Genomic DNA, 23,110 nt, shown 5'->3' on the forward strand with positions numbered 1-23,110 from the left:
TTACTCTGTTCCTTCACAGGCTGCGCTCATACCGCGGTTGTGACCTGCTTGGAACCTGCTGAAATTGACGTTGCCGGAATGAATCGGATTGCCGTCGCTGACTTCTCCGGTGAACAGGGGGAAGCCATCGCAGCTGTCCTTTCTAACCGGCTTTGGGAAAATCGATTCTACACGGTTGTCGACCGATCTGAACTCACTTCAGAAATTCAAACAGCAAGTTACTCTGAAGGGAGTTCACTTCAGGGAGTTCTCGCTGCTGCCCATCAAGCTAACGTCGACGGTGTCATAGTAGGCAACATCATCGAATATCGATGTGATGATCTCATCCTCGGTGCCACAGACATCGACGTGGACATTTTCAACCAAGCCGATTCCGAGAACAATTCGCCTCAAGCGAACAGTACAATCGACATTGACTTTAATCAGGTCGTGAGAAGAGAGGGGAGCGTGACCATCGCATTCCGCCTCGTCGATGTTGAAACGGGCGAGATTCGAGCAGCCAAACAGGTTTCAAAAAATTATCAGGGTGAGCAGGTGAACGACCAGGGCAATCTTCCGACGCAAGGGGAAGTCCTCCAGATGCTCACAGGTCAGTGCCTGGACGAAGTCGTGAAAATGCTGGCTCCTCACGAAACGGCTTGTGAAATGAAATTCGCAAGTTGCGACTTCTGGACAAAAGGGTCCGCGTCTGTGAGGAAAGGTTTGAAGGCAGTAGAAAAAGGGGACTGGAACGGGGCAGAGAATCACTGGACTCAAGCCATTCAACAGAACCCAAAAAATCATGCTGCAATGTTTAACCTCTCCATTGCAGCTGCCCGCAGGCAGGAATATGACATCGCCGAGCAATACGTGCTCGATGCTTTGAAGTTGGAACACAAAACGTGTTACACAACCGGGCTGGAAAAAATCCGCGAACGTCGGACCGCCTGGACCCGAGCGATAGATCAGCGTGACGCTCGCGTCGTGACTGCCGCGGAATCTCTCTGGCAATAAGTCTTCCTGGAAGTTGAGCACTTGCTATTGCCGACTCGGTTCGACAGCTCCGTCTCCTTCGAGAAACCTCTCTTTCTAACAACCGAACGAAATCGATTGTGAGAAATATGCATCATCGATTTTCCGATAAAAAATCACGTATCCTGTTTTGTGAGTATGAGTGATTCAACAGAAGAAAAGCACTCTTAGAGCAGTTTGCTCTACCGTTTGCCCATGAAGAACGCATTTCTCCGGTAAAAATGCTGATCGCCACGAGGCAGAGCCTGCAAACCAATGCGAAAGAGGCTCTAGCGAGCACACGACCCCGAAAGTGTTCGAACTTGTGAGCGAAGATTTCGAACAGTTGCCAGGTGATTACTGAAATCGAAGAAAAACAACTCCAAAACCGAGACAAAAATCGTCATTTACAATGCGTCAGTTACCAGCTCCAAGTTTTCGAGTTTCGAAAACAAGAGGGCGATATTCATGCGAAATCATTAAAATCCCGAGGTCTCTCTCTGTTTATCAATGCTGGTAAACCCTTTTTTTGGAATACTTTACGTGCCCTTGTCAGTTCCAAAAAGAGAGGGGCCAGTTTAGGCTTCCTGCTAAACAAATCCTTTAGAATTCAGTACCCTACGAATCATTGAGTTCCTGATTTCAATAGCAGGCGAAGATGAATCGTAGAGAATTACACAGCCAAATTTGAACAGAACCGAATAGAACGAACGTGCTTGAACATATTTTCGAAAAACATGCTGCACTCATTGCACTGACCAGTATCTTCGTCTTCGGAACGGGAGCGCAATGGCTCTCATGGCGGATTCGACTTCCATCGATTTTGTTGTTGTTGGGAGCAGGTTTCCTGGCTGGGCCAGTCTTTCATTTGGTGAATCCCGACAAGCTTCTGGGAGAGACTCTCTTCCCATTTGTCTCGATGAGCGTCGCCATCATTCTGTTTGAGGGGAGTCTCTCACTCAAGCTTTCTGACCTGAAGGAAATTGGTTCTGTCCTCAGCTACTTACTGACAATCGGCGTGCTGGTGACCTGGATACTCGGCGCATTGGGCGCCTACATCATCCTTGGATTTACAGGTCCGAATTCTGTTTTGCTTGGTGCGATACTTGTCGTGACAGGTCCAACAGTGATTGGTCCCATCCTGCGTCAAATCCGACCGACCGGGCAGGTCGGAGCCATCGCACGTTGGGAAGGGATTGTCATCGATCCAATCGGCGCTGTACTCGCGGTTCTGGTATTCGAAGCACACCGTGCGTTTCTTGATACCGGAGTCAACGAAGGAACAATGATCGCTTTGGAGAATTTGTTCTGGACGATTCTTTACGGCGGCGGCTCCGGAGCACTGGCAGCGTTGTTGTTGATCTTCTTCCTGAAACGACATGCAATTCCGGATCACCTGGAAGCATTGGTCGCGATGTTGTTCGTCCTGCTTTCGTTTGCCGTTTCAAACATTTTACAAGAAGAATCGGGGCTTGTCGCCGTCACGCTGATGGGAGTGATGGTGGCCAACTCGGGGGTGACTCTTAAACATATCATCGAGTTCAAGGAGAGCTTGAGCCTATTGCTGATTTCCGGGTTGTTCATTTTACTCGCAGCGCGTGTTCCGATTAGTTCCTTTGCGGAACTCGGTTGGCGAGGGCCAGCTTTTGTCGTGTTTATGATCATTCTTGTGCGGCCTGCTTCGATTTTCATTTCGACATGGAAATCGAACCTGACGAACAAAGAGAAGCTGTTTTTAAGTTGGCTCGCACCACGTGGAATCGTCGCTGCAGCCGTTGCCTCGGTTTTCGCCATTCATCTTGGCCCCGATGGAAAAGGGCTCGTCCCAGCCACATTTTTATTGATCGTCGGAACCGTCGTCGTCTATGGGCTCACTGCGTTTCCATTGGCGCGTTACCTCGGCTTGGCGTCCTCTGATCCACAAGGAGTGCTGATTCTGGGAGCAAATGAACTCGCAAGAGCGATTGGTCATGCAATCAAAGAAGCGAATTACCCAGTCATGTTAGTCGACACGAATCGCTGGAACATTTCGACAGCCAGGATGGAGGGCTTGCGAACTTCCAGCAAAGATATCCTCAATGAAAACGCGGTCAACGAACTCGATCTCGGCGGGATTGGGCGACTCATCGCATTGACTCAGAACGATGAAGTCAATTCGATGGGGGCAATGCAATTTTCAGGACTCTTTGGGCGAGCAAATGTCTTTCAGCTGACCCCTTGGCGGCGTGCTGAAAAGCAGGAAAACTCAACCTCTTACCTGCGTGCGAGATTTCTTTTTGGTGACGAATTCAGCTATCAAAGACTGAGTGACCGAATCGATTCCGGAGCGGTCATCAAGGTGACGAAGCTGACCCCTGAGTTCACATTTGAAAACTTTCAGGAAGCTTACGGTGGAACAGCAGTCCCACTCTTCATCTCACAGAATCGAAAGTTGACCGTTCTTGATACAGAACAACACTCTCCGAAGGCAGGTCAAACAGTCATCGCACTTGTTGACGAACCCGAAGGTCACCTTCAGGACCAGCCCAACGGAGCAAATGAGACAACGTCCGCCCCAGTCGAAGGTTCAATTTAGAGCCTTTTTGAAACTGCTATAAAAATACTTGACCAGACTGATGTTGATTCGGTCCCTGAAAACCGCCTTTCATCAGGGAAAACGCTGTACACACGAGACAGAACGCGTACATGATTTCCCAAAATGCTCTAGCACGAGGCAGCAATGCGTATCTGGATATCTTGTTTGTTTCTCAGCCTACTCACCGCGAGTGCCGACGCTGCTGAACCTAAGAATCTTGCAGACGAAATCGTCGCAACTGTGAACTCTCGCAAGATCACGGGAAAAGATTTGCAGATTGAGTTTTTTCAAAAACAATTAGCTGCGACTCCAACGCCTCAGACTCAAGATCAATTGATTGAACAACTGATTGACCGCGAACTCATCAAGCAATTCTTGAAGAAACGAAACGTGACTGCGGAACAGGTCTTGATTGATGAACGGATGAACGCGATTCGGAAACTCGTTGAAAGCAAAGGCGACGACCTCGAAAAAGTGCTTGGCTCACTCGGGCTTCAGGAAGACTCACTCGTCGACATGATTGCTCTGCAACTCGCCTGGAACACTCATGTCACGCGAACTCTCACGGAATCACGGATTCAAGAATTTTGGAAGGCGAACAAGAGTCAATTTGATGGGACGGAAATCAAGGCGTCGCAAATTTTCAAGCGGACTCCAACCGGCACAAGTGATGAGGAAACCCTCAAACAACTTAAAACACTCCGTGAAGAAATAGTGGCTCAAAAGATGACTTTTGCAGATGCCGCAAAGATGCATTCCGACAGCCCCTCTGGCTCCAAAGGGGGAGACTTGGGGACTTTTGAGTATTATGGTCGTGTTGCAGAGCCGATTGCTGCAGCGGCGTTTGAAACTCAACCAGGAAAAATCAGTGAACCATTTCGAAGTCCCTATGGGCTTCATATCGTGATGGTTCATGAACGCAATGACGGAGACCACAGTCTCGAAGATGCCCGTGCACAGGTTGTGAAAGCTCTCTCCAAAACGCTTTGGGATGAGCAGGTTGCACGTGAACGAAAGAACGCACGAATCCAAATTTCCAATTGAATCACTGCGATTCAGTCTGGGAGAGAAGTGGCGAAACTTTGCCTTCTTTGTCGATCACGAAGATCTGCCTGGCATGCGGATCGGCAACAAGAAAACCCTCTTTGTATTGGCATAACCCAACAGGTTTTTGCATCGGTGCCCCGGAGACATATGCCTCCGGTTTGGCTCCCGGAGAGAGTTCTGCTTTCCAGATTGTGTTCGCATAATTGTCAGCGATGTAAATATTTTTCCCTACGATGACACAGTGATGTGTCATTTGAAACGGGCGACCGGGAATCAGTTTTTCAATCTCGCCCTGCTTGCTGATCTTTCGAACCGGATCTTGAAGAGTGGTCACACAAATAAGTTCTCCACTTTCACTTTTCGCCAACCCTCGCACTGCAGCAATGACTGCGACTTCTTCAGGCTTCCCGCCAACTTTGGGAAATGTCCAGATGCGTTGAGTTTCCAAATCGGAAACGATGAGGTTATCACCATCAATCAGCAGGTCTGCTGCAATTCCGATGTGTCCCTGCGTGAGAGGGAGCGGCTTTCGATCTTCTGAAAATGAATAAACCTCGCGCGTGGCCGAATCGCCTGCATACACGATTCCATCATCATCAACCACCACACAGCGAATCGCGTTGAGCGGCGTCCGAAAAGTTTTCGTTCCCTGGAAAAAAATTTCTAACTTTCCATCAACGACTTTCCAAATCCCCGGCAGCTTGCGGTCAGCGATGTAGATAGAGTCCTCCGGACCGACTGCCACATCGAGCGGGTACACCAACTGATCTTGCGCGATGCCAACTGAAGTGATGCTGGCAACAAACATGAACGCAAAAAAGTTTCGAGAGAACATTAAGTACTCACTAGATAGAAAACGTGATGTCTTGAACGACCGCATCGATGCGAAAGCCTCTGAGATAACGGATTTCCACATTATTACAAGAGGCCAATTTACAATTGCCGGATCAGATTCGAAAACCGCAGGCACAGACTTGTGTCATTATCATTGTTGCCGCGTCGATCCAGACGAAGCAATGGTCCCGTGGGACATTTCACTGAGTTCTTGCCGGTCGCTTAGTTTGATCGAATCGGTTCGGACGATTTTAGCTCATCAAGTGAAGATCGGCGAAGGACCGACCAAAAATCTTCGGTTGGCAATTCGCGGGTTTGGTAGGTTTCCAGATAATCTTGAGGATGCGGGGCCAACTGAACGTGATCGTACGGGTAGGACTCCATCCCGACAAATGGGAGAGGTCCTACTGTTTCGCCCGTGACCGTATGCAAGTTTGCATCCTTATCCCAGCCGACATTGTGAAGGATGAAATCTCGTTTCCACCCCGGTCGAAGTGGTTCCTCTGGAAGATCGAATTCCATGATCATTTCATCTCCTGCACCGATGACAAGAAGCTTGTGGTCCGACTCTTCGATCAATTCACGAACGTCGCCGTAACGGGTCAGCTTTCCGTCGATTGCAGCCCAGGGGGTCACTTGAATCGTCTCATTGTACAGAAACTTTTCGGGTGCGTTGTTGGGGCCAAATGCGATTCCGGAAACTCCGCGATAGTGTAATTCTGCGGAAGTACAGGTGAGTTTTTGGCTGACATACTCGTCAGTCAACGATTCAGTCGAAAAGAAAATTCTGTCCCAGTAAAGTTCCATACTGGTCGCAAGACGAATTCGATAATCGTCTGTGAGAAACGCCTCGGTCAGATCGATGGCAATTGTCTTTGTCTTTCCGCCGGGAAATCCACAATAAGGAATCGTTTCAACAAACTCACCACTTTCATTCGGGGCAAGGATTGAAGGCGGAGCCGGACCTCGTAACTGCGAGTTTTCATGAATCGCAACATTCAATCCGGTGTCAGTTGGACGTACCCAACCGGTAAGGAAAAGCGTCAGTTGCTCCGGTTTCTCGGTCAGCCCAAAATCGATTTCGATGAACGAGTCATCGGTGTAGCCCTGCATCAATCTCTTCTCGAATGGTTTAGCATAGTGGTCATCTTGCTGACGAATCTCAGCGATCAGGTCTCTGCCAACGTGGTTGACGACAGAAGCAGGGAGACGTTCATTCCGAACCTGATGCAGTTTGTATTCAGAGATTGATCCCGGTCCGACTTTTTCGTTCGAATAGATATTGATCTCTTCGGGATGATCAATTGCGATCAGTCTGACCTGATCAAAATAGGCGATTTCCCAAAGCTCTTCGGTGATTCGGATTTTGTATTTCCCGTCTTGCTCGGCGAGCATCTCTCCGGGAATTTTCAGGTATTCCCATGGCCGTGCAGGAACAAGTTCGCCAGCAGGATTCTGTAACCCAATCGGAGAGGCCCATAATAAATCCGTAACAAAAACAAATTCGTTTCCGTTCCATGTATACAGATATGGACATGACCCGGAGAGCTTTTGAACTTCCGAGACCAGTTGATTCGCGGAGGGCTGAATCACGTTTTGCGGAATTCCGTTGGTCCATAAAATACGAACGGCATCTGCTTGGGGATGTGAGCCAATTCCGAACTTCGTTTGAGGCGATCGCACAAGTTGCTTTTGAAATTGTGCTTTAACTCGAAGTTCCAGTGTGCTTCCAATTCCAAAGTGATTGATTCGCTGACTACTCGAACCGCTTTCGTTCTCCACGTGAGCAGCGAGTAGTGAAACATCAATCCAGTTATTTTTATTCCCGCCGTTGTTGGTGAAGAGACGAATTTCGCCATCAGAGAGCATGGCGAGATCCTCATCTCCATCCTGGTCAAGGTCTCCTTTGCGGATTTGATGTAACGATTCCGGCATTGCGGTAAGCACATTGTTGGCGTTCAAATACTTCATGGCTGCAGTGCCTCGCAGTAATTCCATCCCTTCCGATGAGACAGAAATGAGATCTCTGAACCCGTCATTGTCGAAATCGAGATCGAGCAGAGATACCGCGGCCTTCTCCGAAAGCGTTTCTGATTTCGTGAACTGAACGTTGCCGGTCTTCGGAACACGCGTGTAGAAGATTTCGATCCCCTCTGTTCCACCGACAAGAATATCCCAGGACCCGTTCCGGTCGGCATCGACAAGCTCTAAAGACTTCCCTTGTCCAAGGCTGAATTTTTGCCCGAACGGCTTCCAGTGAAAGGTTCCGTGTCTGAAGTTTTCCAGAATTCCCAAAGAGCCGTCACTAAGTAAGACGAGAATGTCCGTGTCGACATCGCGGTCCCAGTCGACCGCCAGAGAGTCCACAACCTCGATCTCTCTGGCATTTTCGTCCAGTTGAATCTTCTTGAATTCAAAATTCCCCTGATTGTTCCAGCACGACAATTTTCCATTCGCGACGACTGCCAAATCAAGATCTCCATCATTATTGAGATCGGCCGCGACAACGCGAGTCACATCCTTCAACTCGTTCAATTCCGTTGACGCGGGCATTGCCTCAAGTTTGATCTCCCGGGTATCAGGATTGAGAGACGTCTTGAACAGCTGAATTCCGTCGGCACCGAAGAAGATGACATCTTGCAGCGAACCCTGGCTCGCTGCACTGGTTTCACCTTCAGCCTTTGCTGTCTCGATTAACTCATAATCAAGGTCCGCCACAATGAACTGAGACGGCTTTGTGTTGAGAGTGACCGAGAACTGTTCAACCCAAGATTCGCTCGGAGATGCGTTTCCAAATCCACGAAAAGTTGTCCCGCTGAGAGTCAGAATCTCCAGCCGACCATTCAGGTTCAGGTCGACGATTTGCAAGTCTTGAACGGCATCGCTGATGTCGACCTGTTCAGTTGCGGGTTCATATTTCACTTCAATGTGGTCGTGAGTCGCCTTCTGCAAAACTTCTGTAAGCAGCTCTTCGACCACCTTCGTGAAGTCAATTTGAATGAACTCAAGAGCGTTTTCTTCGAGTTCATTCAAGCCATTCTTTGAAACGGCGTCCGCTGTCACAATATTTTTAATCGGCATTAAGCTCGATTTCGCAGCTGCGGAATTTCCGGACTCTAAACTTGTTTTCGCTTTCTCAAGAAAGGTCAGCACATTGTACCGCGACCGTTTTTCGATTCCCGGCGCAAGTGGAGTCAACAATGTTTCGAGTTCAGTGATCAGTTCCGCCAATGGGGGATCATCACTTTGAGCTGTTGTAATGACCCACTGCATCGTCGCAAAAACATTTTCGGGAACGAGTTCATGCAAGCGATTCAGTGCCTCTCGACCAGATTCCTGCACAGCGCCATCACGGCTGGATTGAGAGACTCGATAAATTTCGTACCAGATCGTTGGATCATCGGGCGTCTGTTTTGCAGCGATCGATAGCAGTTCAATCGCTTTCACTGGTTGAAGCTGCTTTTCAAAGACTCGCGCTTCCAGGCGATAGCTGACAGGGTCATCGGGGTGCAGTTTGCGCAACTGTTGAATCGACTCCATCGCACGCTTTTGAGACGCCTCTGTCGTTTCCTTTCCCGCACTCGCATCGAGGCCGATGAAGAACGACGTCTCTGCAATTGCGAGGTTTTGAATCGCTAATGCGCTCTCAGGAAACGTTTTCAGAATTATGCGAAACCGCTCTGCGCTCTCTAACCATTGGTGGTTTTCGAGTTCCGCGATGCCAAGATTTCGCGATTCTGCTAATGCGAGCAGCTCTTCTTCAGTCAACTTGGAAAGGTCGGTTACCTCTGGTGAGTCATTTCCAGGAGGAACATTATTGATCGGAGCAAGGAACCAAAAGCCGAGTAAGCCGATGACAATCAGCAATAGAACGGCAATGAGAATCGAATAAAACTTCACAGCGACCTCGAAGAAAAACTCAAGTGATAAATCAATACGAGATGCAAATCAGCATCCTGCAAAATGGTGTACTTACTTGTCCCTGGCAATCATTTTTTTGATGGTCTGTGCAATTTGATTTGCGTTTGTCCCAACCGGAATGACAGATGTCACGCCGACCTCGCGGAGTAGACACTCGAAGTCAAAATCTCCTTTGGGGCAGGTCACCATCAGTTGTAACTGACAAGAGAAATTTGCCAGCTGAGTGAGAGATTGCGAATCAATTTGGCTGAAATCGACAATGGCGATTTCATAAGGATGCAGCCTGAGGTGACTCAGCAAATCGTCGACATACGGAAACCACCGAAATGTGATTTCTCGATCGGCCGCGAACTCTCGTTCGAGACTCGCTGTGAGAAACGATTTCTTTTCGCAGACTGCGATCGGTCGAACGCTCACTTCTTCTTGTTCTTTTGTTGCTGTTCTTGCTGCCTGGTTCTGAGGTACTTCATCGTCGGAATGTTTTCGAGAGAGTATTCTCCGCCAAGTTGTTCACGAAGTTCATCACACCGGTCCTGCATGATCTTTAATGTTTTCGCATACTGAGGATCGCTCGCCAAGTTCTTCAGCTGAAGCGGGTCTGTTTCAAGATCGTGCAGAAATTCTCCTTCGGGGAGATTTTCAAAATACCGGGCATAAACATATCGACTTCCGCGAACTCCTTCATACTTCGGAATATCGAAGCGATCCATCAGATGTTCGCAGAAGAAATCGTTCCGCCAGCCATCGAAGGTCGTCCCTTCCACGATTCCTGAAAGGTCACTCCCCTGATAACTGAGTGGCGTGTTTGCCTTTGCGTAATGCGTGATGGTTGCGGGAACGTCGACGTTTAAGACCATCTCATCACGAACCTGACCTCTCGCACGAGCAGGAGCGCGAGGGTCATGAATAACCAACGGAACCCGCAGAGATTCTTCGTAGTGGCTCCACTTACCTGCGAATCCTCGCGAACCTTTGTAATACCCGTTATCCCCCATGAAGATCACAACGGTATTCTTTCGGAAGCCCTGTTTCTCGACGACCTCCAGAACCCGACCGATGTTCCTGTCCAAACCTGTGATCATACGATAGTAGGCTTTGACATTGTGCTGATACTTCTCAGGCGTGTCCCATCTCCAGAACCAGCGATCCCGATGCATCGATGTATGGAAGAATGACGGAAGCTGTTTCCAGAAGTTGATATCGACCTTCGGATCTGGAATGGTGACATCTTCATAAAGGCCATCTTCTTCGGGTGGCCATGGATAATGATCTTTCTTGTCGCTGTCTTCAGCATGAGCTGCGTTGAAGCTGACGGACAAGCAGAACGGTTGCTCTGCATCACAACTGCGAATGAATTCAATCGCCTTGTCGCCGGTGATGTTCGTCAAATGACGTTTCGTTCCGTCGGGCTGTTCTTTGAAGTAGGGATTACGGTTCAGTGGAACAAATGAGTCGAACATTTCTTCGGTCATGCCCTTCGCAACGCCCACACCAAACTTGCCAACAAACCCAGTGCGATATCCTGCCTGCTTCAAGACAACCGGATAAGTTTTGCGAGCGATCTCATCAGCGATCGGGGGTGTTCCGAATGTATACTTGTGCGAGCGTTCCCAGAGACCGGTCAAGATTGTTGCTCGACTGGCTGCGCAAATGGATGTTGTCACGAAAGCATTTTCGAAACGGGTCCCTTGAGCTGCAAGTTGATCAATGTTAGGCGTTTTGACGATCGGATTTCCAGCACAGCCCAGGAAGTCGGCGCGTTGATCATCAGAGAGAAAGAAGATGATATTCGGTCGCTCGGCAGTTTCGGCGAAGAGACAGGTCACCTGAGCAAGTGAAACTAGAACGAAAGAGACAATTTTCAAATTCATTGACGTAGTTCCTCGTTGTTCGCTCACGTGAGCGATTCACAATCCTGTTTATTTGGGCCTGTTTATTTGGGGTGTGCACTCTGCCCTATAATTCCAGCCAGTTCGATCGATGCTTCCGCTTTTGATTCGCCTGCCAATACTGACCTGATTCTACATCCAGACAGGTCAGCCAGCCATCTCCATAGACCCAGGTGTCGATACAAACAGCATGTTGCCGGTTTGCCGGTAGACCACTTCTTTGTGCAGTATGACCACAGATGACGACTTTTCCCGATTTGTGCGGTCTGATTAAATCGAAGCGTTCCCAGTAGAGCGTAAGCTCATCCTGATCTTCGAGGGCTGCATCTTCGTAGACGTAAGCATGCACAAAGATGTGGGTATCCGTCTCGTAATAAGGCCTCAGATCGTACTTGATGAAATTGAGATGTTGAGGCGAAATGTCTTCAATGTTGGGGATTCGTCGTTGGCTTGTCTGCTGATACGACGTCAGCGTTTCTTTTCCGCCACAAGCTAACCAGTGTTGGGGGTTCATTTGTCCTTCAGATGCCGCAAGCATCATCAGTTCATGGTTCCCACGCAGGGCGATAAATCGTTCGTTTGCAGTTTGATCCATCACCCAATCGAGAACGCGTGCGGATTCTGGACCACGATCAACATAATCCCCCAAAGTGATGATGAGATCGTCTTCCTGAATGGGAACCTGCTCCAGCAAAGTTTCCAGTGCATTCCAGCAACCGTGAATATCACCAATGGCAAACGTCGCCATACCTGGGGGCCCCTTCGATTATGCTTCAGCGATGATTTTTTGTAATTCCTCTGCTGAGAACGATTCGCTGAATCTTGCACCTAATTGAGAAACAATCCGGCCAGCAGCATGCGAGGCAAGATGCCCCGACTGCTTCCAGGTCAGTCCATTTGTGATGCCATAGAGAATCCCGGCAGCGTACATGTCACCGGCTCCTGTAGTATCTCTCGCAGCAACGGTGACACCTTCAATCGCAATGGTCTCACCGTTGTGCATGAGCAATGAGCCATTCGGTCCGAGCGTCAACGCGACGTTTTCGGCGTGTTGATGCATCACATGTGCGCAATCGATCGAATCGTGCTTGCCTGTCAGGGCGCGGGCTTCTTCAAGATTACAGAAAACCAGATCAACTGAATTTTTGATGAGCTCCCAGAATTCGTCTTTGTGATATTGAATCAGGAACGGGTCGCTCACAGTGAATGCAACTTTGACGTTGTTCTTCTTAGCCAGTTCAATTGCACGCAGCGCCGCTGAGCGTGTTGGCTCTTGTGTGAAGAGATATCCTTCGATGTAAACGTACTGCGATTGGCGAATCATTTCCTCTTCGATATCATCCGGACCGAGCGATGTTGAAGCACCCAGACAGGTGAGCATCGTCCGCTCTGCATCATCGGTGATCAAGATGACACACGTTCCAGTTTGACCGCTGGCAGATTCAACATTGATCGCAACGCCACGCTCACGGAGATCGCTCAAATAGAAGTCTCCGATTGAGTCGTGGGCGACCTTGCAACTGTATGCAGCCTGGCCTCCAAAGTCGGCAACACCCATCATTGTATTGGCAGCCGAGCCTCCAGCACACTGGGAGACGTTGCTTTCCGAAATCGCGGAGAGAACTTCGGTTTGGACATCCTCATCGACGAGAGTCATGATCCCTTTTTGAAAATTCAGCTTCTTCAGTGTTTCATCAGAGACATTGACCTGAATATCAACGAGCGCGTTTCCAACGCCATAAACATCGTACTTCACTATGGTACCTGCAGCTTCCTGTTGAGAATCGATTTCTAACGTCTTGGGGTGGCAGTGTAGTTGGTTCACGTTCGCAGCGAAAAGGGACACGTCGCAATGATCGGTGAGTTCACTTGAAAGAACCGATTTCCGGGAGTGCAATCGATTCTGATTGTGAACTCATAGCCGAATGCTCGCCACAATTGCCGTGAGCAGCTTTCCACTCTGAGTTCTGCGACTTCTGCGACTTGCCTGAGAGGAACTGAGTTGAATCTCCAAGACGCCAAATTCGTCAAATCCCCCATTTCCCGCTGATTCAGAGCGTCAACGTTGACGACAAAAAATAAACTTGCCATGATAGATCCTCACATCAGTTAATCGCATTCCCTTATTCCAGTTCATTCGAAGCGGGCAAGAATCCCGGATGAATCACGGCTACCCTGCGGTAATGGACGAACAATTCATCAACATGTTGCATTACGCAGCTGCTGTGCCAGCTCCATTGCGTATTGAAGTCACCAGGTTGGGCAAAGAAACTGGTTCAAGCGAGGCGGGGCCAACGGCAAAAGGGCCTGACGAGAAAAGCACCGAGACGATTGAACTGGCAAAGCCATTCGTGGTGATCGGAAGACATCCCAATAGCGATATTGTGATTAACGATCCTGCCGTCTCGTCTCGACATGTGTATCTTCAAGCGATTGGGCCACGAATCGCAGCACTCGATTTATGTAGCCGTTCCGGGACTGAATTTCAGGGGGCTGAGTTTTCAGGATGGCTGTCTCATGAGCATACGATCAAAATTCCTGGTGTTGAACTCAAACTTTCCGATCCGTTTTGGGTGAACGACACTTCATTAAAGCCGCCGACAGAATTTCGCCCCAGGGATGAACAACGAGATGAATACGGCACGCTTCCTAAAGTTGAACTCGAACTGCTGAACACATCTTCGAAAGGAAAGCGTTGGCCGATCAATCGTGTCGTCACATTGATTGGTCGAGACGAACGTTGTCGAATTGCGGTGATCGATTCAAAGATCTCTCGCGTTCATTGTTCGTTACTCCTCTTGCCTTCAGGGTTGTGGGTCATCGACCTCACAGGGAAAGAAGGGGTCTCCGTAAATGGGCAACATTGCAATTGTGCGTTGTTGGCCGAAGGTACCGAATTTCAGCTTGGTCCGTACCAACTTGCTGCAAGGTATCCCGAAATTCCAGCTCAAGCTCCCCCCCCAGCTGACTATGAGGAACGAGCAGAAAACGATTTTCTGACGCAGCACAACCGAATTTTCCAGACTCAGATTTTCGGGGATACGATAGTCGTACTGCCACTTGGTGATTCGCAGGCGTTCTTCTATCAAGACATTCGCCTTGAGACGAATCGCGTGGTCGATGTGATCAACAAACGCCATGTTAAAAACATCGTGATCGACTTCAGTAAAGCGGCAACAGTGGGCCACATTCTTGTGGAATCGCTTTACTCGTTCTGTCGAGCGGTCCCAGGCAAGGCCGCTGTGTGCGCTTGTACTGTCGCCACCTACGAAATGCTTCAGGCCTCGAAATTCTTTCATATTTGGCCACACTACCAAACCCGACAGGATGCTCTGCAAGCTGTCTCAATCCCCGATTGAATCAATTTAGAGCATCTTTCGAATTGGTTTGCAGGTTCTGCCTCGTGGCGAACAGCATTTTTACTTGAGAAAATTCGTTCTACACGGGCAAACGGTAGAGCAAACTGCTCTAGAACTGGTCCTGATCAGTTCTGCGGTCCTGACGAAGACGACATGAAAGCCCCGTTCGATGAGTCCGGGGCTTTTTTTGTCAATTTGGTGTATCATTTTTTCCGTTCGTGCTGCTTCGCACGTGAATACTCCCGAGGCCCCCTTTCAGGATCTTATTACATGACACCGCTCTTCAAGCACGCCGTTTGCCTGCTCACCATCCTCTTTGTCGCAACGACAACATCAGCTGCCGATTCCGACCCGACGAAGCAAGTCATCAACGCAGCAAAATTTGATTCTCTACAAGCTGCCCTGGATGCGATCCCTAAAGAGGGTGGAGTTGTTTTGCTCCCACCAGGTAAGTTCGAAATCACGGAGCCACTCCGCTTAGGGGTTGGTGATGTCTCCTTACGAGGTTCCGGAACCGCCACGCACATCATCAACAAAAATGAAGCGGGCGAGCCAGCATTGCTCATTGCACACCCAGAGTGCAAGAACGCCAAGACAGACCGCAAATTCAACTTATGGAGAGTACACGTCACCGATTTGCGAATCACCGGCAACGAAAAAAGCGGTGCCGGGATCGAAGCTCGACAGGTAAATGAAATTTATATCGAAGGAATTACGCTCAGCGAAAATGGTGGAGACGGAGTTTTCCTGAACTACTGTTATGAAGATCCGCGTATCGTGGATTCACTGTTTACTTACAACAAGAAAAACGGTGTTCATCTGGCTGGCTGTCATGATATCGTCGTGAATGCTAATCACTTTGAAGAAAATCAGGACGCCTTACTCTGCACTGATGGGTTCAACCTGTGTATGAATGGGAACAATCTCGATGACCACCTTGGTCATGGTGTGATTATTGAAAACACCTATGGCAGCGTTTTGTCAGGAAATATGATTGAAGAGTGTGCCGGGACTGGAGTCATTCTGGACCGCGATTGCTACGGCATCACTCTCAGTGCCAACGTGATTGCTCATAACGGAGCGGGGATCGACCTGCGTGATGCCCATGGCTGTGCGGTCTCGGCAAACACCTTCACGATTCTGAAAACGAATGCGCTACGCATTGGCCCCGATAGTGGACGCATCACCGTAACCGGGAACAATTTTTCGAACAGCTACATCGGAGAGAAATCGATCAAACGAAAAGTGGATGATGCTGCTGCTGGAGGCATGTTGATCGACAACGCAGCCAACATCAGCATTACCGGTAACGTCTTCTCAGGATTGACCGAAAAAGCAGTCACCCTGAAAGGCGAGCGGAAGAATATCGTCTTCGCCAGCAATGTCCTGGTCGATGTTGAAAGCGATCTCGAGTAGCAGACGAAGAATCCTTCACCCGTTGACACACATAGAAAAACGCCCGGTTCGACAATTCGAACCGGGCGTTTAATTCTGAACTGATCCTGAAACCTGATTTCGCTCTCTCGATCAGTGAGGAAAGCGAGTACTCCAGAAATTTCCGGACTGGTTGCAATAAGGGACTCGCCTGTTACTCCTGGTTCATCAGCTTAGCTGGAGGAACGAACGAGGCGATTCGGTGGAAGGCTTGTTCGACTTCGCTTTCCATATCGGCAACACTGGCTCCTCCGGGAACATCAATAAAGTGTCCGCCAGCAAGGTGAGCGATTGCTCGCATCAGGTCACGATCGGCGTCGATACCCACACTCATTGTGTGAACCGTAATTCCATTCTGAACGGCGTTGTAGGCAGCGGCCAACACGTATCGACGTTGCGAACTGTTGGTGTAGTAATCGTTGTTTCCATCGCCATCGTAGTCAAACAGTTCATCCCAATCCCATCCCAACGGAAGGGAACTTATTGCCCCCGCGTCCATGGTGTTGGTGTTTCCATCGGTCATTAGCAGAATTGTTCTTCGTGCTCCTGCCCGGGAGTTGTCGAGAATCATTTGGATTCCATCCTCTAGACCACCCCCCATGTTTGTCGCATACGAGTAATGAGCAGCCTGTTTGTACTGCATCAGATCTCGAATCGCCTGATAGTTATCGGTGATCGGCTCGGAGGAGATGTTGACCGATGGGATAATTGGATTAGAGTCATACATCGTTTTTTCTTGGCGATGGGAGGTGTCGTAACTGACCATTCCCAAGTGATCGTCAAACCCAAGGTCTTCGAGGAAGTCGCAAAGCAACAGGTGTCCTTCCTTGATCGCATGGAAAGGGAAGTGACGTGTTTTCCAGAGGTCTGGAGTTTCCCAGTGACCGGGATAATCCCGCAGGATGTAATTCATCAGGGTCAGTCCACCGTATGTCTCGCGGAAACCTCGGCTGGAGAACTCGGAGTAGTTCCGAGCATGATTGATAAACCCGTCCCAACTTCCCCGAGGGTAAGGGTAATTGCCCGTCAACCCGAAGGCCTGTCTGACTTCCCAGTTGCTATCGTCGAACTGAAGTGTGACCTCATTGCCTCCGTTAGGAGCGTTGAAGTAGTACCAGTACGATCTCCCGTCTGATACCTCGAGATACATATAGTCGATCTCCTTCCACGAACTATACGACGTATTATATGGACCACTGCTCCCATAGGAACGATAGTCCGTGGAGTTGTCGGTGAAGCCAACGTAAAGCTCGCGAATTCGCTGCGGTGAGGACATCGTTGCCGATTTTCGATTCGCAGCATACGTGACTGAAATTCCACTATTGGTGATTGTCACCGCTTCATTTTCCGATGGACCACGAGCAGTGACCCAGGCGGTTTCAATATCTTTCGAACCATTAATACTGACGCTACTGCCGCTTAAGCCATTGAAGGTCTGATAACTGTTATCAGTGTACTTCACCTGAACTTTTCCGATCTCTCCAGCGCTTGTCACTTCGAGATCATCATATTTAAACGTGACGGTCGCAGTGACTCCGTAATCCGATTTAGTAGTTGTGAGATACTTAGGAGTAAATATCAGCGAGCCCGTATTTGGCATCTGAAGGTCGTTCCACACCAGTTCCAGATTCTGTTCAATTTGCGAATCGGAAAGTCGTGCGGATGATTCATTATTGAAGTAACTGTCAAAATTCATCGATCGTGAAAAGTCGTGAACGACGACGATATCTCGCGACTCCACATACGCAACTGCTTGCGCAACGACGGTCGAGTAGCGGTCTCCCGTCACTCCTGCAAAGAAGAGTTTCAACTTCCCATCCTGAGCGGAGGTATCATTGTTGTCTCGACGAGCGATGACTTTTACAACGTTTGAAGGGGAAGCATTCCAGGTGACGTCGAACTTCTGAGTCGACTCATTATAGGAACGACGACCAAAAATGACGTCGATCTGCTTATCAATGAAAACATCATTCAGGGATGCAACATCTTTGGCGGCGATGCGAGCCTGATCTCGTGAATATTGAGTGACATCCGCTGTTCCAACAGGTGCGGTGTTGACGGCGTTTGTGATTTCCTGTGCGGCAGCCAATGCAGCAGCATCGACGGCATTTTGCATCCGCGTCTTCACCAGATTGATATATCCGATGTCGACTGCCAGGGACACGAACGTTAAACACCCGACCAGACAAATTGCTGAGAGGACGATAAACGCCCCTTTCCGGGTTGTTGATTCATCCTCCTTCAACAAATGAAGTTGACTAGTAAACTGTTGGATTTTCATGGTGGATTCTCTTCAGGTGTAGTGTTGCCCACTATCTTCTAGCTTGAAAGATCCGAGCGACCCAGGCGAAAGACAATTTTTGACGTCAGCGTTTGCCCACTCATAATTTTGATAGGAAACGTACTGACATCCTCATAAGCGACAGTAGCGGTGAGCTGAAAGTTTTTCAGGTAGTTACTCGGGTCATCCAGGTCAAAGTCCTGTCCAGCTTTGGGGCCATCTGCATGTGTGAGTGTCAACGTCACTTCGTCCCCAGGGACACCGTTGGCTTTCAACACATTTCGAATGTCGAGCAAAACTTTTTCCTCTGTCGTCATTCCAGGTGGAACGACACCGTTGTAGTGCATTGATGCCAGTCGTCCTCCTTCCCGGAGGGCCGAAGTCATGTTCGTTGAAATGTCCAGAGCGCGGCCCATTTCAGCAACACCAAAGATCAGTGAGACGAAAATCGGAGCAACGATCGCGAACTCCACTGCAGCAGCACCTGTTCGTTGAGCTCGAGTTGAAATTTTAGATTGGGTGGATATTTTCATTTCACGAGTCCTTATTCGTGTCGCATGACAGATTGACCGGAGAGCGTCAGTCCATCGAGCCAGATTGGGGGAATCAGGGCCACTTGGTCGTAAGGGACAGTCACGCGGACAACGAACAGGTCGCGTGTTTCGAGATCGCTTAGTTCAACAGCTGTCAGCGTTGACGAATCGAATGTGTCTGCGTTGTAACTGGGAGAATCAAAGATCGATCCATCCAAAACCGAAACCGTAGCAGCTGCCGGGCTCAGGGATGCCGTAAGGTACGAATTCGCTTTTTCAATCGCCTGAGCCGAAGTGACTCCTTCCACGACACCAAACCGGGCGGCACGTTTCGCGGATGCATTCAGTGTGTTAATCACCAGATAAACGTGCGAAACTTCCAGAATCATTGCCAGGAAGATGACAAACAACGACGAGACGAGTGCAAACTCAACGAGGACTGCACCAGACCGTGCTTTCTCAGACTTTCGAGTGGTTAAAATTCTCATTGAACCGACTTGTCTAGGGGAGAAGACTATATAACTTCCTAATAGTTAGCTTGCGGTTTTCTACGAGGTCTCATGAATTCCAAAATGCCGTAATTTTTTTAAAAAAAAACTGAATTTTAGCAAAACCGCTTCTGAACAATTCGTTTCATTCATTCACCAAACATAACCCCAATGATGCAGAAAGGCGTCGCGTCGATACAATCCGACGCATGAATCGCCAACTTACGATTGACGTAGCGTCTCTTGCTCGCAATCGTTAATCCGTGTACGAAAAAGACTGATCATCGCCAACGGCTGACCAACTGTTATGAATGAACTGCTCCAATATCTCTCGACGCTGTCCTCACTCATTATTGGGATGGTCTTTTGCGTGCACCTGTTTCTGTTTTTCGTGCTGTGGCTATGGTCACGTCGAGACCTGAAGAAGATTGCCTCGGCGCTCTTTGATTTCACACGAGGGCTGAAGAACCAAAGTCTCCTCGATTCGACCGCTCATTTGTCTGACCAAATTGACGCATTTCTTTCAGACGTCAACGATGTTCTGGACGAAGCCGACCGTCAAGCGGATCGCCGGGCCCTCCTCGAACGGATGCGAGTTCTGGATGAAAAACGTCGCTATTTGAACTCAATGTTCTTTGAGACGTGCTACAACATGGGCCGCACGATGATCGAGGCCTACCCACTGGCCGGAGTACTCGGGACGATTCTGGCAATCGGAGTCGCACTGCAAACAAGTGCGGCAACACAATCGACAGCGACCGTCGGTATTATTCTCGGACGGTTCGGAGACGCAATCTGGTCCACGGCAGCTGGCTTGCTCGCTGCGATGATTTTGATGTTTTTGAATAGTTGCCTCGAACCGGCATTTAATCGGCTTTCGGAAAACCGTCAGCATGTGAGAGAAACAGTTTCACGCGTTAAACGGGAATTGGCGTTTGTGCCGCCGGCCATCGAGGAGGATGAAGAATGATCGTCCCTCGAAAGATGACGCTGCAATTGACGCCACTTTTGGACTTGTTGTTGATCGTCATTTTTGCGCAGTATCTCGAAGTCCAGGAGACGCAGGTCGCGGTTGAAAAAAACGCCGCTGCCGCTCTGGTTGAACGCGATGAAGCAATTGCAGCCGTGTCCAAGATGGAAGAGCAACTTCAATTCGCCCAAGTCAATCTCGAAGAAACTCTCGAACGGGAGCGGATCGTCGCAAAGTTGCTGTCTGAACTCTTCGAAATTCCAGACCAGGACATTGAAAAGCTTCTCAGCCGACAGCTCGCTTCTGGAGTTTTGGCAGATGTCGACTTGGAGAATCTCAAGGAGCGAATCCGAAAACTTTCTGATGAGAAGTCAAATCAGATCGTTTCCCACCTACTCGCTTACGAGGAAATCCGGAAACGTTGTGACGTGTGGAACATTCATGTGACCCCGCAAAACTATCTCACACTCACGAGCGATAAGACGACCCTGCGAATGCAATTCCCTCGAGATCTTTCGACGGATTTTGCTCAGCAGGACTTTATCAACCGCTTCATCGAACTCGCTCATACGTTGCCGGAACCCAAAAGTCTGGTCATCCTCATGCTGACTTACGAGAGCGAATCAACTGAAGGCGATCTCGAACCAGTGCAGGAGGCACTCCCGCAAATCACAGTCCGCCTCAATTTCGAAAGTGCAGGTCGATCACGATACGATTACGCAGATCTTGGCATGCGGATTGAATAATTCACGATTCGATTTTCCGATTCAGTACTTGTCCATTCCTGTAAACGTGGCAGTCTCAGCAACGTTCTATAGAAGCAGCTTGCTCTCCCGTGTGCCCGTGAAGAACACGTTTCGTCAATAAAATTGCAGTTCGCCACAAGGGAGCACACGAACGCCAATTCGAAAATGCTATCATTCGTCTTGATTTAGGTATTCGACAAGACACCTTGATGTTCATATCATTTGTATTCAAAGTGTTGTTTCTCTTTGATTAAAATTTGCTTCTGGATGAAATCATGCAAGTACGAAAGCGATACGTTGGAGGCGCTGCCGTGATCGTTGGGCTGGCGATTTACTTAAGCCAGTTCTTTGCAGGGATGGGGACTGGAACAGGAAACGATCAAGGTGATCAACCGTCGAAGAGTGTTGCCACAAGTGATGCAGCGAGCGATGACGGCAAAGCCCCCGACTTGAATAATGTCTCTGCGACCGGAAATCTCGACACCACGATGATGTCGTCGCCCTCTGAGGACCCGGTGGTTAAAAAGATGATCACGATCACAATCCATGAAGATCGTTACCGCTTAACAACAGACCTCGATCCGATGACCGGGGTCGACATCTCCCAAAGCGAAGTCGTCCAGCAAACCCAGAAAGCGACCGGGGGAGAACAGGGTGTAAAAATTCGAGTCCTTCGTCAAAAAAATGCACAAGTTGGAGCGAAACTCGGACTGTACGAAGCACTGAACAACGCTGGCGTAAAACGCGAAGAGATTCAGGAAGTCTCCGGCTTTATCGACTAGAGCATCTTTCGAACTGGTGTACATGACCTGCTTCGTGGCAAACAGCAATTTCATTGATGAAACGCGTTCTTCACGGGTACACGGTAGAGCAAGCTGCTCCTGGAGCAAGTTTCTTTTGGGTCTTCAGTCTCCCGTTTAGAGCATCTTTCGAATCGGCTTGCAGGTTCTGCCTCGTGGCGAACTGCATTTTTGCTAGAGAAATGCGTTCTTCACGAGCACACGGGAGAGCAAACTGCTCTAAACAGCTTTCCTATCTTGCCAATCTTGGGCAACTCAAAGGTTCTGCTCATTGATGGGCCTCTGGGGAGGAACCGAATGAAGTCTGGCGAGAAGTGTGCCGATTCTGCCAATAGCGAGTCCTCATACCCTCTGACCCCAGTGAGAACATGTCGACACATCAGGAACTCGATTCCTCGAATACCGAACCTCTTCAACTAGAACAACTTCAGCAGCGGCTCGAAGAGCTGCAGGAGCAGCTTTTGCAGTCCCAGAAGCTGGGATCGCTCGGAGAGCTGAGTTCGTCGATCGCTCATGAATTCAACAATATCCTGACGACGATCATCAATTATGCCAAGCTCGGCCTGCGCCAAAAGGATGCCGATGCCCGGACCAAAGCATTCGATAAAATCTTGAGTGCCAGTCAGCGAGCTGCCAAAATTACGACCGGGATGCTTTCTTACGCTCGATCCAGTTCCGATCGGCGAGAGTCTCATAATTTGGCGTCGCTGTTGAATGATGTCTTAATCCTGGTTGAGAAAGACTTCAAAGTTCACCGAATCGGACTCGACATCAACATTTCGGCTGACCCGTATGCTTCAGTGAACGCAGGACAAATCCAACAAGTGTTGCTGAACTTGATTGTCAACGCCCGACAGGCGATGGAACCGGGACGCACCTTGACGATTACCGTTTCGGAAAACAAAGAAGACAAGATGGCGGAAATCTGTATCAAGGATCAAGGAACGGGTATTCCGGCCGATGTCCTTCCGCACATCTTCGAGAAGTTCTTTACCACGAAGAAAGCAGACAAAAACGGGCAGGGAGGCACTGGACTTGGCCTGTCAATGTGCAAAGATGTGATGGAATCTCACAATGGTCGCATTCGTGTTGAAAGCGCCGTTGGACATGGGACAAAATTTACTCTTCGCTTTCCTTGTAGTTCTCAGCCAGCCTTTGGTTTGAAATCCAGCGAAAAACCCAACCACAATCCTCAGCCGGAACCGTCTCCTGCCACTGAAACGACCTTCGTCTGATGTCTGGA

Annotated in this window: 19 protein-coding genes; 9 read left to right on the forward strand and 10 right to left on the reverse strand. The window is 49.1% G+C overall.

The features are described from left to right. Window positions 1–78: 78 nt before the first annotated feature. The 3 genes from ACN0YR_RS16610 to ACN0YR_RS16620 all read left to right on the forward strand — a co-directional run bounded on the left by ACN0YR_RS16610 (window position 79) and on the right by ACN0YR_RS16620 (window position 4,609). A complete protein-coding gene (locus ACN0YR_RS16610) occupies window positions 79–993 on the forward strand; it encodes a tetratricopeptide repeat protein (protein ID WP_417850355.1) in 915 nt (304 codons plus the stop codon). Window positions 994–1,702: 709 nt separating this feature from the next. Continuing rightward, window positions 1,703–3,565 (forward strand): cation:proton antiporter, encoded by a 1,863-nt coding sequence (locus ACN0YR_RS16615; protein WP_417850356.1) that lies wholly within the window; start codon window positions 1,703–1,705, stop codon window positions 3,563–3,565. 144 nt (window positions 3,566–3,709) lie between these two features. Continuing rightward, on the forward strand, window positions 3,710–4,609 hold the full coding sequence (locus ACN0YR_RS16620) for a peptidylprolyl isomerase (RefSeq protein ID WP_417850357.1): 900 nt from the start codon (window positions 3,710–3,712) through the stop codon (window positions 4,607–4,609). A gap of 1 nt (window position 4,610) precedes the next feature. Here the strand turns inward: ACN0YR_RS16620 and ACN0YR_RS16625 are convergent, their stop codons facing one another. The 7 genes from ACN0YR_RS16625 to ACN0YR_RS16655 form a co-directional block, all read right to left on the reverse strand. After that, window positions 4,611–5,447 carry a hypothetical protein gene (locus ACN0YR_RS16625; RefSeq protein WP_417850358.1) on the reverse strand — a complete coding sequence of 279 codons (837 nt, stop codon included), beginning with the start codon at window positions 5,445–5,447 and terminating at the stop codon, window positions 4,611–4,613. 221 nt (window positions 5,448–5,668) lie between these two features. Next, window positions 5,669–9,346: an FG-GAP-like repeat-containing protein gene (locus ACN0YR_RS16630; protein ID WP_417850359.1), complete on the reverse strand. Its 3,678-nt coding sequence runs from the start codon at window positions 9,344–9,346 to the stop codon at window positions 5,669–5,671. Between the two features lie 72 nt (window positions 9,347–9,418). After that, window positions 9,419–9,784, reverse strand: a complete 366-nt coding sequence (locus ACN0YR_RS16635) for a hypothetical protein (protein WP_417850360.1) — start codon at window positions 9,782–9,784, stop codon at window positions 9,419–9,421. Continuing rightward, a complete protein-coding gene (locus ACN0YR_RS16640) occupies window positions 9,781–11,238 on the reverse strand; it encodes a sulfatase (protein ID WP_417850361.1) in 1,458 nt (485 codons plus the stop codon). The genes ACN0YR_RS16635 and ACN0YR_RS16640 overlap by 4 nt, the downstream gene beginning before the upstream one ends. 85 nt (window positions 11,239–11,323) lie before the next feature. After that, window positions 11,324–12,004 carry a metallophosphoesterase family protein gene (locus tag ACN0YR_RS16645; protein ID WP_417850362.1) on the reverse strand — a complete coding sequence of 227 codons (681 nt, stop codon included), beginning with the start codon at window positions 12,002–12,004 and terminating at the stop codon, window positions 11,324–11,326. Between the two features lie 18 nt (window positions 12,005–12,022). Then, entirely contained in the window at window positions 12,023–13,012 is a 990-nt protein-coding gene (locus tag ACN0YR_RS16650; protein WP_417850363.1) for an adenosine kinase, read from the reverse strand. Window positions 13,013–13,077: 65 nt separating this feature from the next. Continuing rightward, window positions 13,078–13,347, reverse strand: coding sequence for a hypothetical protein (locus ACN0YR_RS16655; RefSeq protein WP_417850364.1), 270 nt, complete (start codon window positions 13,345–13,347; stop codon window positions 13,078–13,080). Window positions 13,348–13,415: 68 nt separating this feature from the next. Here ACN0YR_RS16655 and ACN0YR_RS16660 point away from each other — a divergent pair, with 68 nt between their 5' ends. Together ACN0YR_RS16660 and ACN0YR_RS16665 are read left to right on the forward strand one after the other, a co-directional pair. Further along, window positions 13,416–14,615 (forward strand): FHA domain-containing protein, encoded by a 1,200-nt coding sequence (locus ACN0YR_RS16660; protein WP_417850365.1) that lies wholly within the window; start codon window positions 13,416–13,418, stop codon window positions 14,613–14,615. 270 nt (window positions 14,616–14,885) lie between these two features. Further along, window positions 14,886–16,031, forward strand: a complete 1,146-nt coding sequence (locus ACN0YR_RS16665; protein WP_417850366.1) for a right-handed parallel beta-helix repeat-containing protein — start codon at window positions 14,886–14,888, stop codon at window positions 16,029–16,031. A 172-nt stretch (window positions 16,032–16,203) separates the two neighbouring features. Here ACN0YR_RS16665 and ACN0YR_RS16670 read toward each other — a convergent pair whose 3' ends face one another. Genes ACN0YR_RS16670 through ACN0YR_RS16680 form a run of 3 tightly spaced genes read right to left on the reverse strand, consistent with a single transcriptional unit; the run spans window position 16,204 to window position 19,351 of the window. Then, window positions 16,204–18,330 carry a pilus assembly protein TadG-related protein gene (locus ACN0YR_RS16670; RefSeq protein ID WP_417850367.1) on the reverse strand — a complete coding sequence of 709 codons (2,127 nt, stop codon included), beginning with the start codon at window positions 18,328–18,330 and terminating at the stop codon, window positions 16,204–16,206. A gap of 38 nt (window positions 18,331–18,368) precedes the next feature. Then, on the reverse strand, window positions 18,369–18,863 hold the full coding sequence (locus ACN0YR_RS16675; protein ID WP_417850368.1) for a TadE family protein: 495 nt from the start codon (window positions 18,861–18,863) through the stop codon (window positions 18,369–18,371). 11 nt (window positions 18,864–18,874) lie between these two features. Continuing rightward, complete coding sequence (locus ACN0YR_RS16680) at window positions 18,875–19,351, reverse strand: TadE/TadG family type IV pilus assembly protein (RefSeq protein ID WP_417850369.1); 477 nt, start codon at window positions 19,349–19,351, stop codon at window positions 18,875–18,877. 307 nt (window positions 19,352–19,658) lie between these two features. On the opposite strand from ACN0YR_RS16680, the gene ACN0YR_RS16685 reads away from it, so the two are divergent. The 4 genes from ACN0YR_RS16685 to ACN0YR_RS16700 all read left to right on the forward strand — a co-directional run bounded on the left by ACN0YR_RS16685 (window position 19,659) and on the right by ACN0YR_RS16700 (window position 23,102). Beyond that, complete coding sequence (locus ACN0YR_RS16685) at window positions 19,659–20,321, forward strand: MotA/TolQ/ExbB proton channel family protein (protein ID WP_417850370.1); 663 nt, start codon at window positions 19,659–19,661, stop codon at window positions 20,319–20,321. Continuing rightward, on the forward strand, window positions 20,318–21,067 hold the full coding sequence (locus ACN0YR_RS16690) for a hypothetical protein (RefSeq protein ID WP_417850371.1): 750 nt from the start codon (window positions 20,318–20,320) through the stop codon (window positions 21,065–21,067). Before ACN0YR_RS16685 ends, ACN0YR_RS16690 begins: the two co-directional genes overlap by 4 nt. Window positions 21,068–21,342: 275 nt before the next feature. Continuing rightward, entirely contained in the window at window positions 21,343–21,849 is a 507-nt protein-coding gene (locus tag ACN0YR_RS16695; RefSeq protein ID WP_417850372.1) for a hypothetical protein, read from the forward strand. Between the two features lie 386 nt (window positions 21,850–22,235). Beyond that, entirely contained in the window at window positions 22,236–23,102 is an 867-nt protein-coding gene (locus tag ACN0YR_RS16700; protein ID WP_417850373.1) for a sensor histidine kinase, read from the forward strand. Window positions 23,103–23,110: the final 8 nt, after the last annotated feature.

This window comes from Thalassoglobus sp., assembly GCF_048270125.1.
GTDB lineage: Bacteria > Planctomycetota > Planctomycetia > Planctomycetales > Planctomycetaceae > Thalassoglobus.

Bases quoted from the DNA above. Each gene is read 5' to 3' on its own strand.
- ACN0YR_RS16610 (WP_417850355.1), top strand. From the start codon at position 79: ATGAATCGGATTGCCGTCGCTGACTTCTCCGGTGAACAGGGGGAAGCC.
- ACN0YR_RS16620 (WP_417850357.1), top strand. From the start codon at position 3,710: ATGCGTATCTGGATATCTTGTTTGTTTCTCAGCCTACTCACCGCGAGT.
- ACN0YR_RS16625 (WP_417850358.1), bottom strand. From the start codon at position 5,447: ATGTTCTCTCGAAACTTTTTTGCGTTCATGTTTGTTGCCAGCATCACT.
- ACN0YR_RS16640 (WP_417850361.1), bottom strand. From the start codon at position 11,238: ATGAATTTGAAAATTGTCTCTTTCGTTCTAGTTTCACTTGCTCAGGTG.
- ACN0YR_RS16645 (WP_417850362.1), bottom strand. From the start codon at position 12,004: ATGGCGACGTTTGCCATTGGTGATATTCACGGTTGCTGGAATGCACTG.
- ACN0YR_RS16655 (WP_417850364.1), bottom strand. From the start codon at position 13,347: ATGGCAAGTTTATTTTTTGTCGTCAACGTTGACGCTCTGAATCAGCGG.
- ACN0YR_RS16660 (WP_417850365.1), top strand. From the start codon at position 13,416: ATGAATCACGGCTACCCTGCGGTAATGGACGAACAATTCATCAACATG.
- ACN0YR_RS16665 (WP_417850366.1), top strand. From the start codon at position 14,886: ATGACACCGCTCTTCAAGCACGCCGTTTGCCTGCTCACCATCCTCTTT.
- ACN0YR_RS16670 (WP_417850367.1), bottom strand. From the start codon at position 18,330: ATGAAAATCCAACAGTTTACTAGTCAACTTCATTTGTTGAAGGAGGAT.
- ACN0YR_RS16675 (WP_417850368.1), bottom strand. From the start codon at position 18,863: ATGAAAATATCCACCCAATCTAAAATTTCAACTCGAGCTCAACGAACA.
- ACN0YR_RS16680 (WP_417850369.1), bottom strand. From the start codon at position 19,351: ATGAGAATTTTAACCACTCGAAAGTCTGAGAAAGCACGGTCTGGTGCA.
- ACN0YR_RS16685 (WP_417850370.1), top strand. From the start codon at position 19,659: ATGAATGAACTGCTCCAATATCTCTCGACGCTGTCCTCACTCATTATT.
- ACN0YR_RS16690 (WP_417850371.1), top strand. From the start codon at position 20,318: ATGATCGTCCCTCGAAAGATGACGCTGCAATTGACGCCACTTTTGGAC.
- ACN0YR_RS16695 (WP_417850372.1), top strand. From the start codon at position 21,343: ATGCAAGTACGAAAGCGATACGTTGGAGGCGCTGCCGTGATCGTTGGG.
- ACN0YR_RS16700 (WP_417850373.1), top strand. From the start codon at position 22,236: ATGTCGACACATCAGGAACTCGATTCCTCGAATACCGAACCTCTTCAA.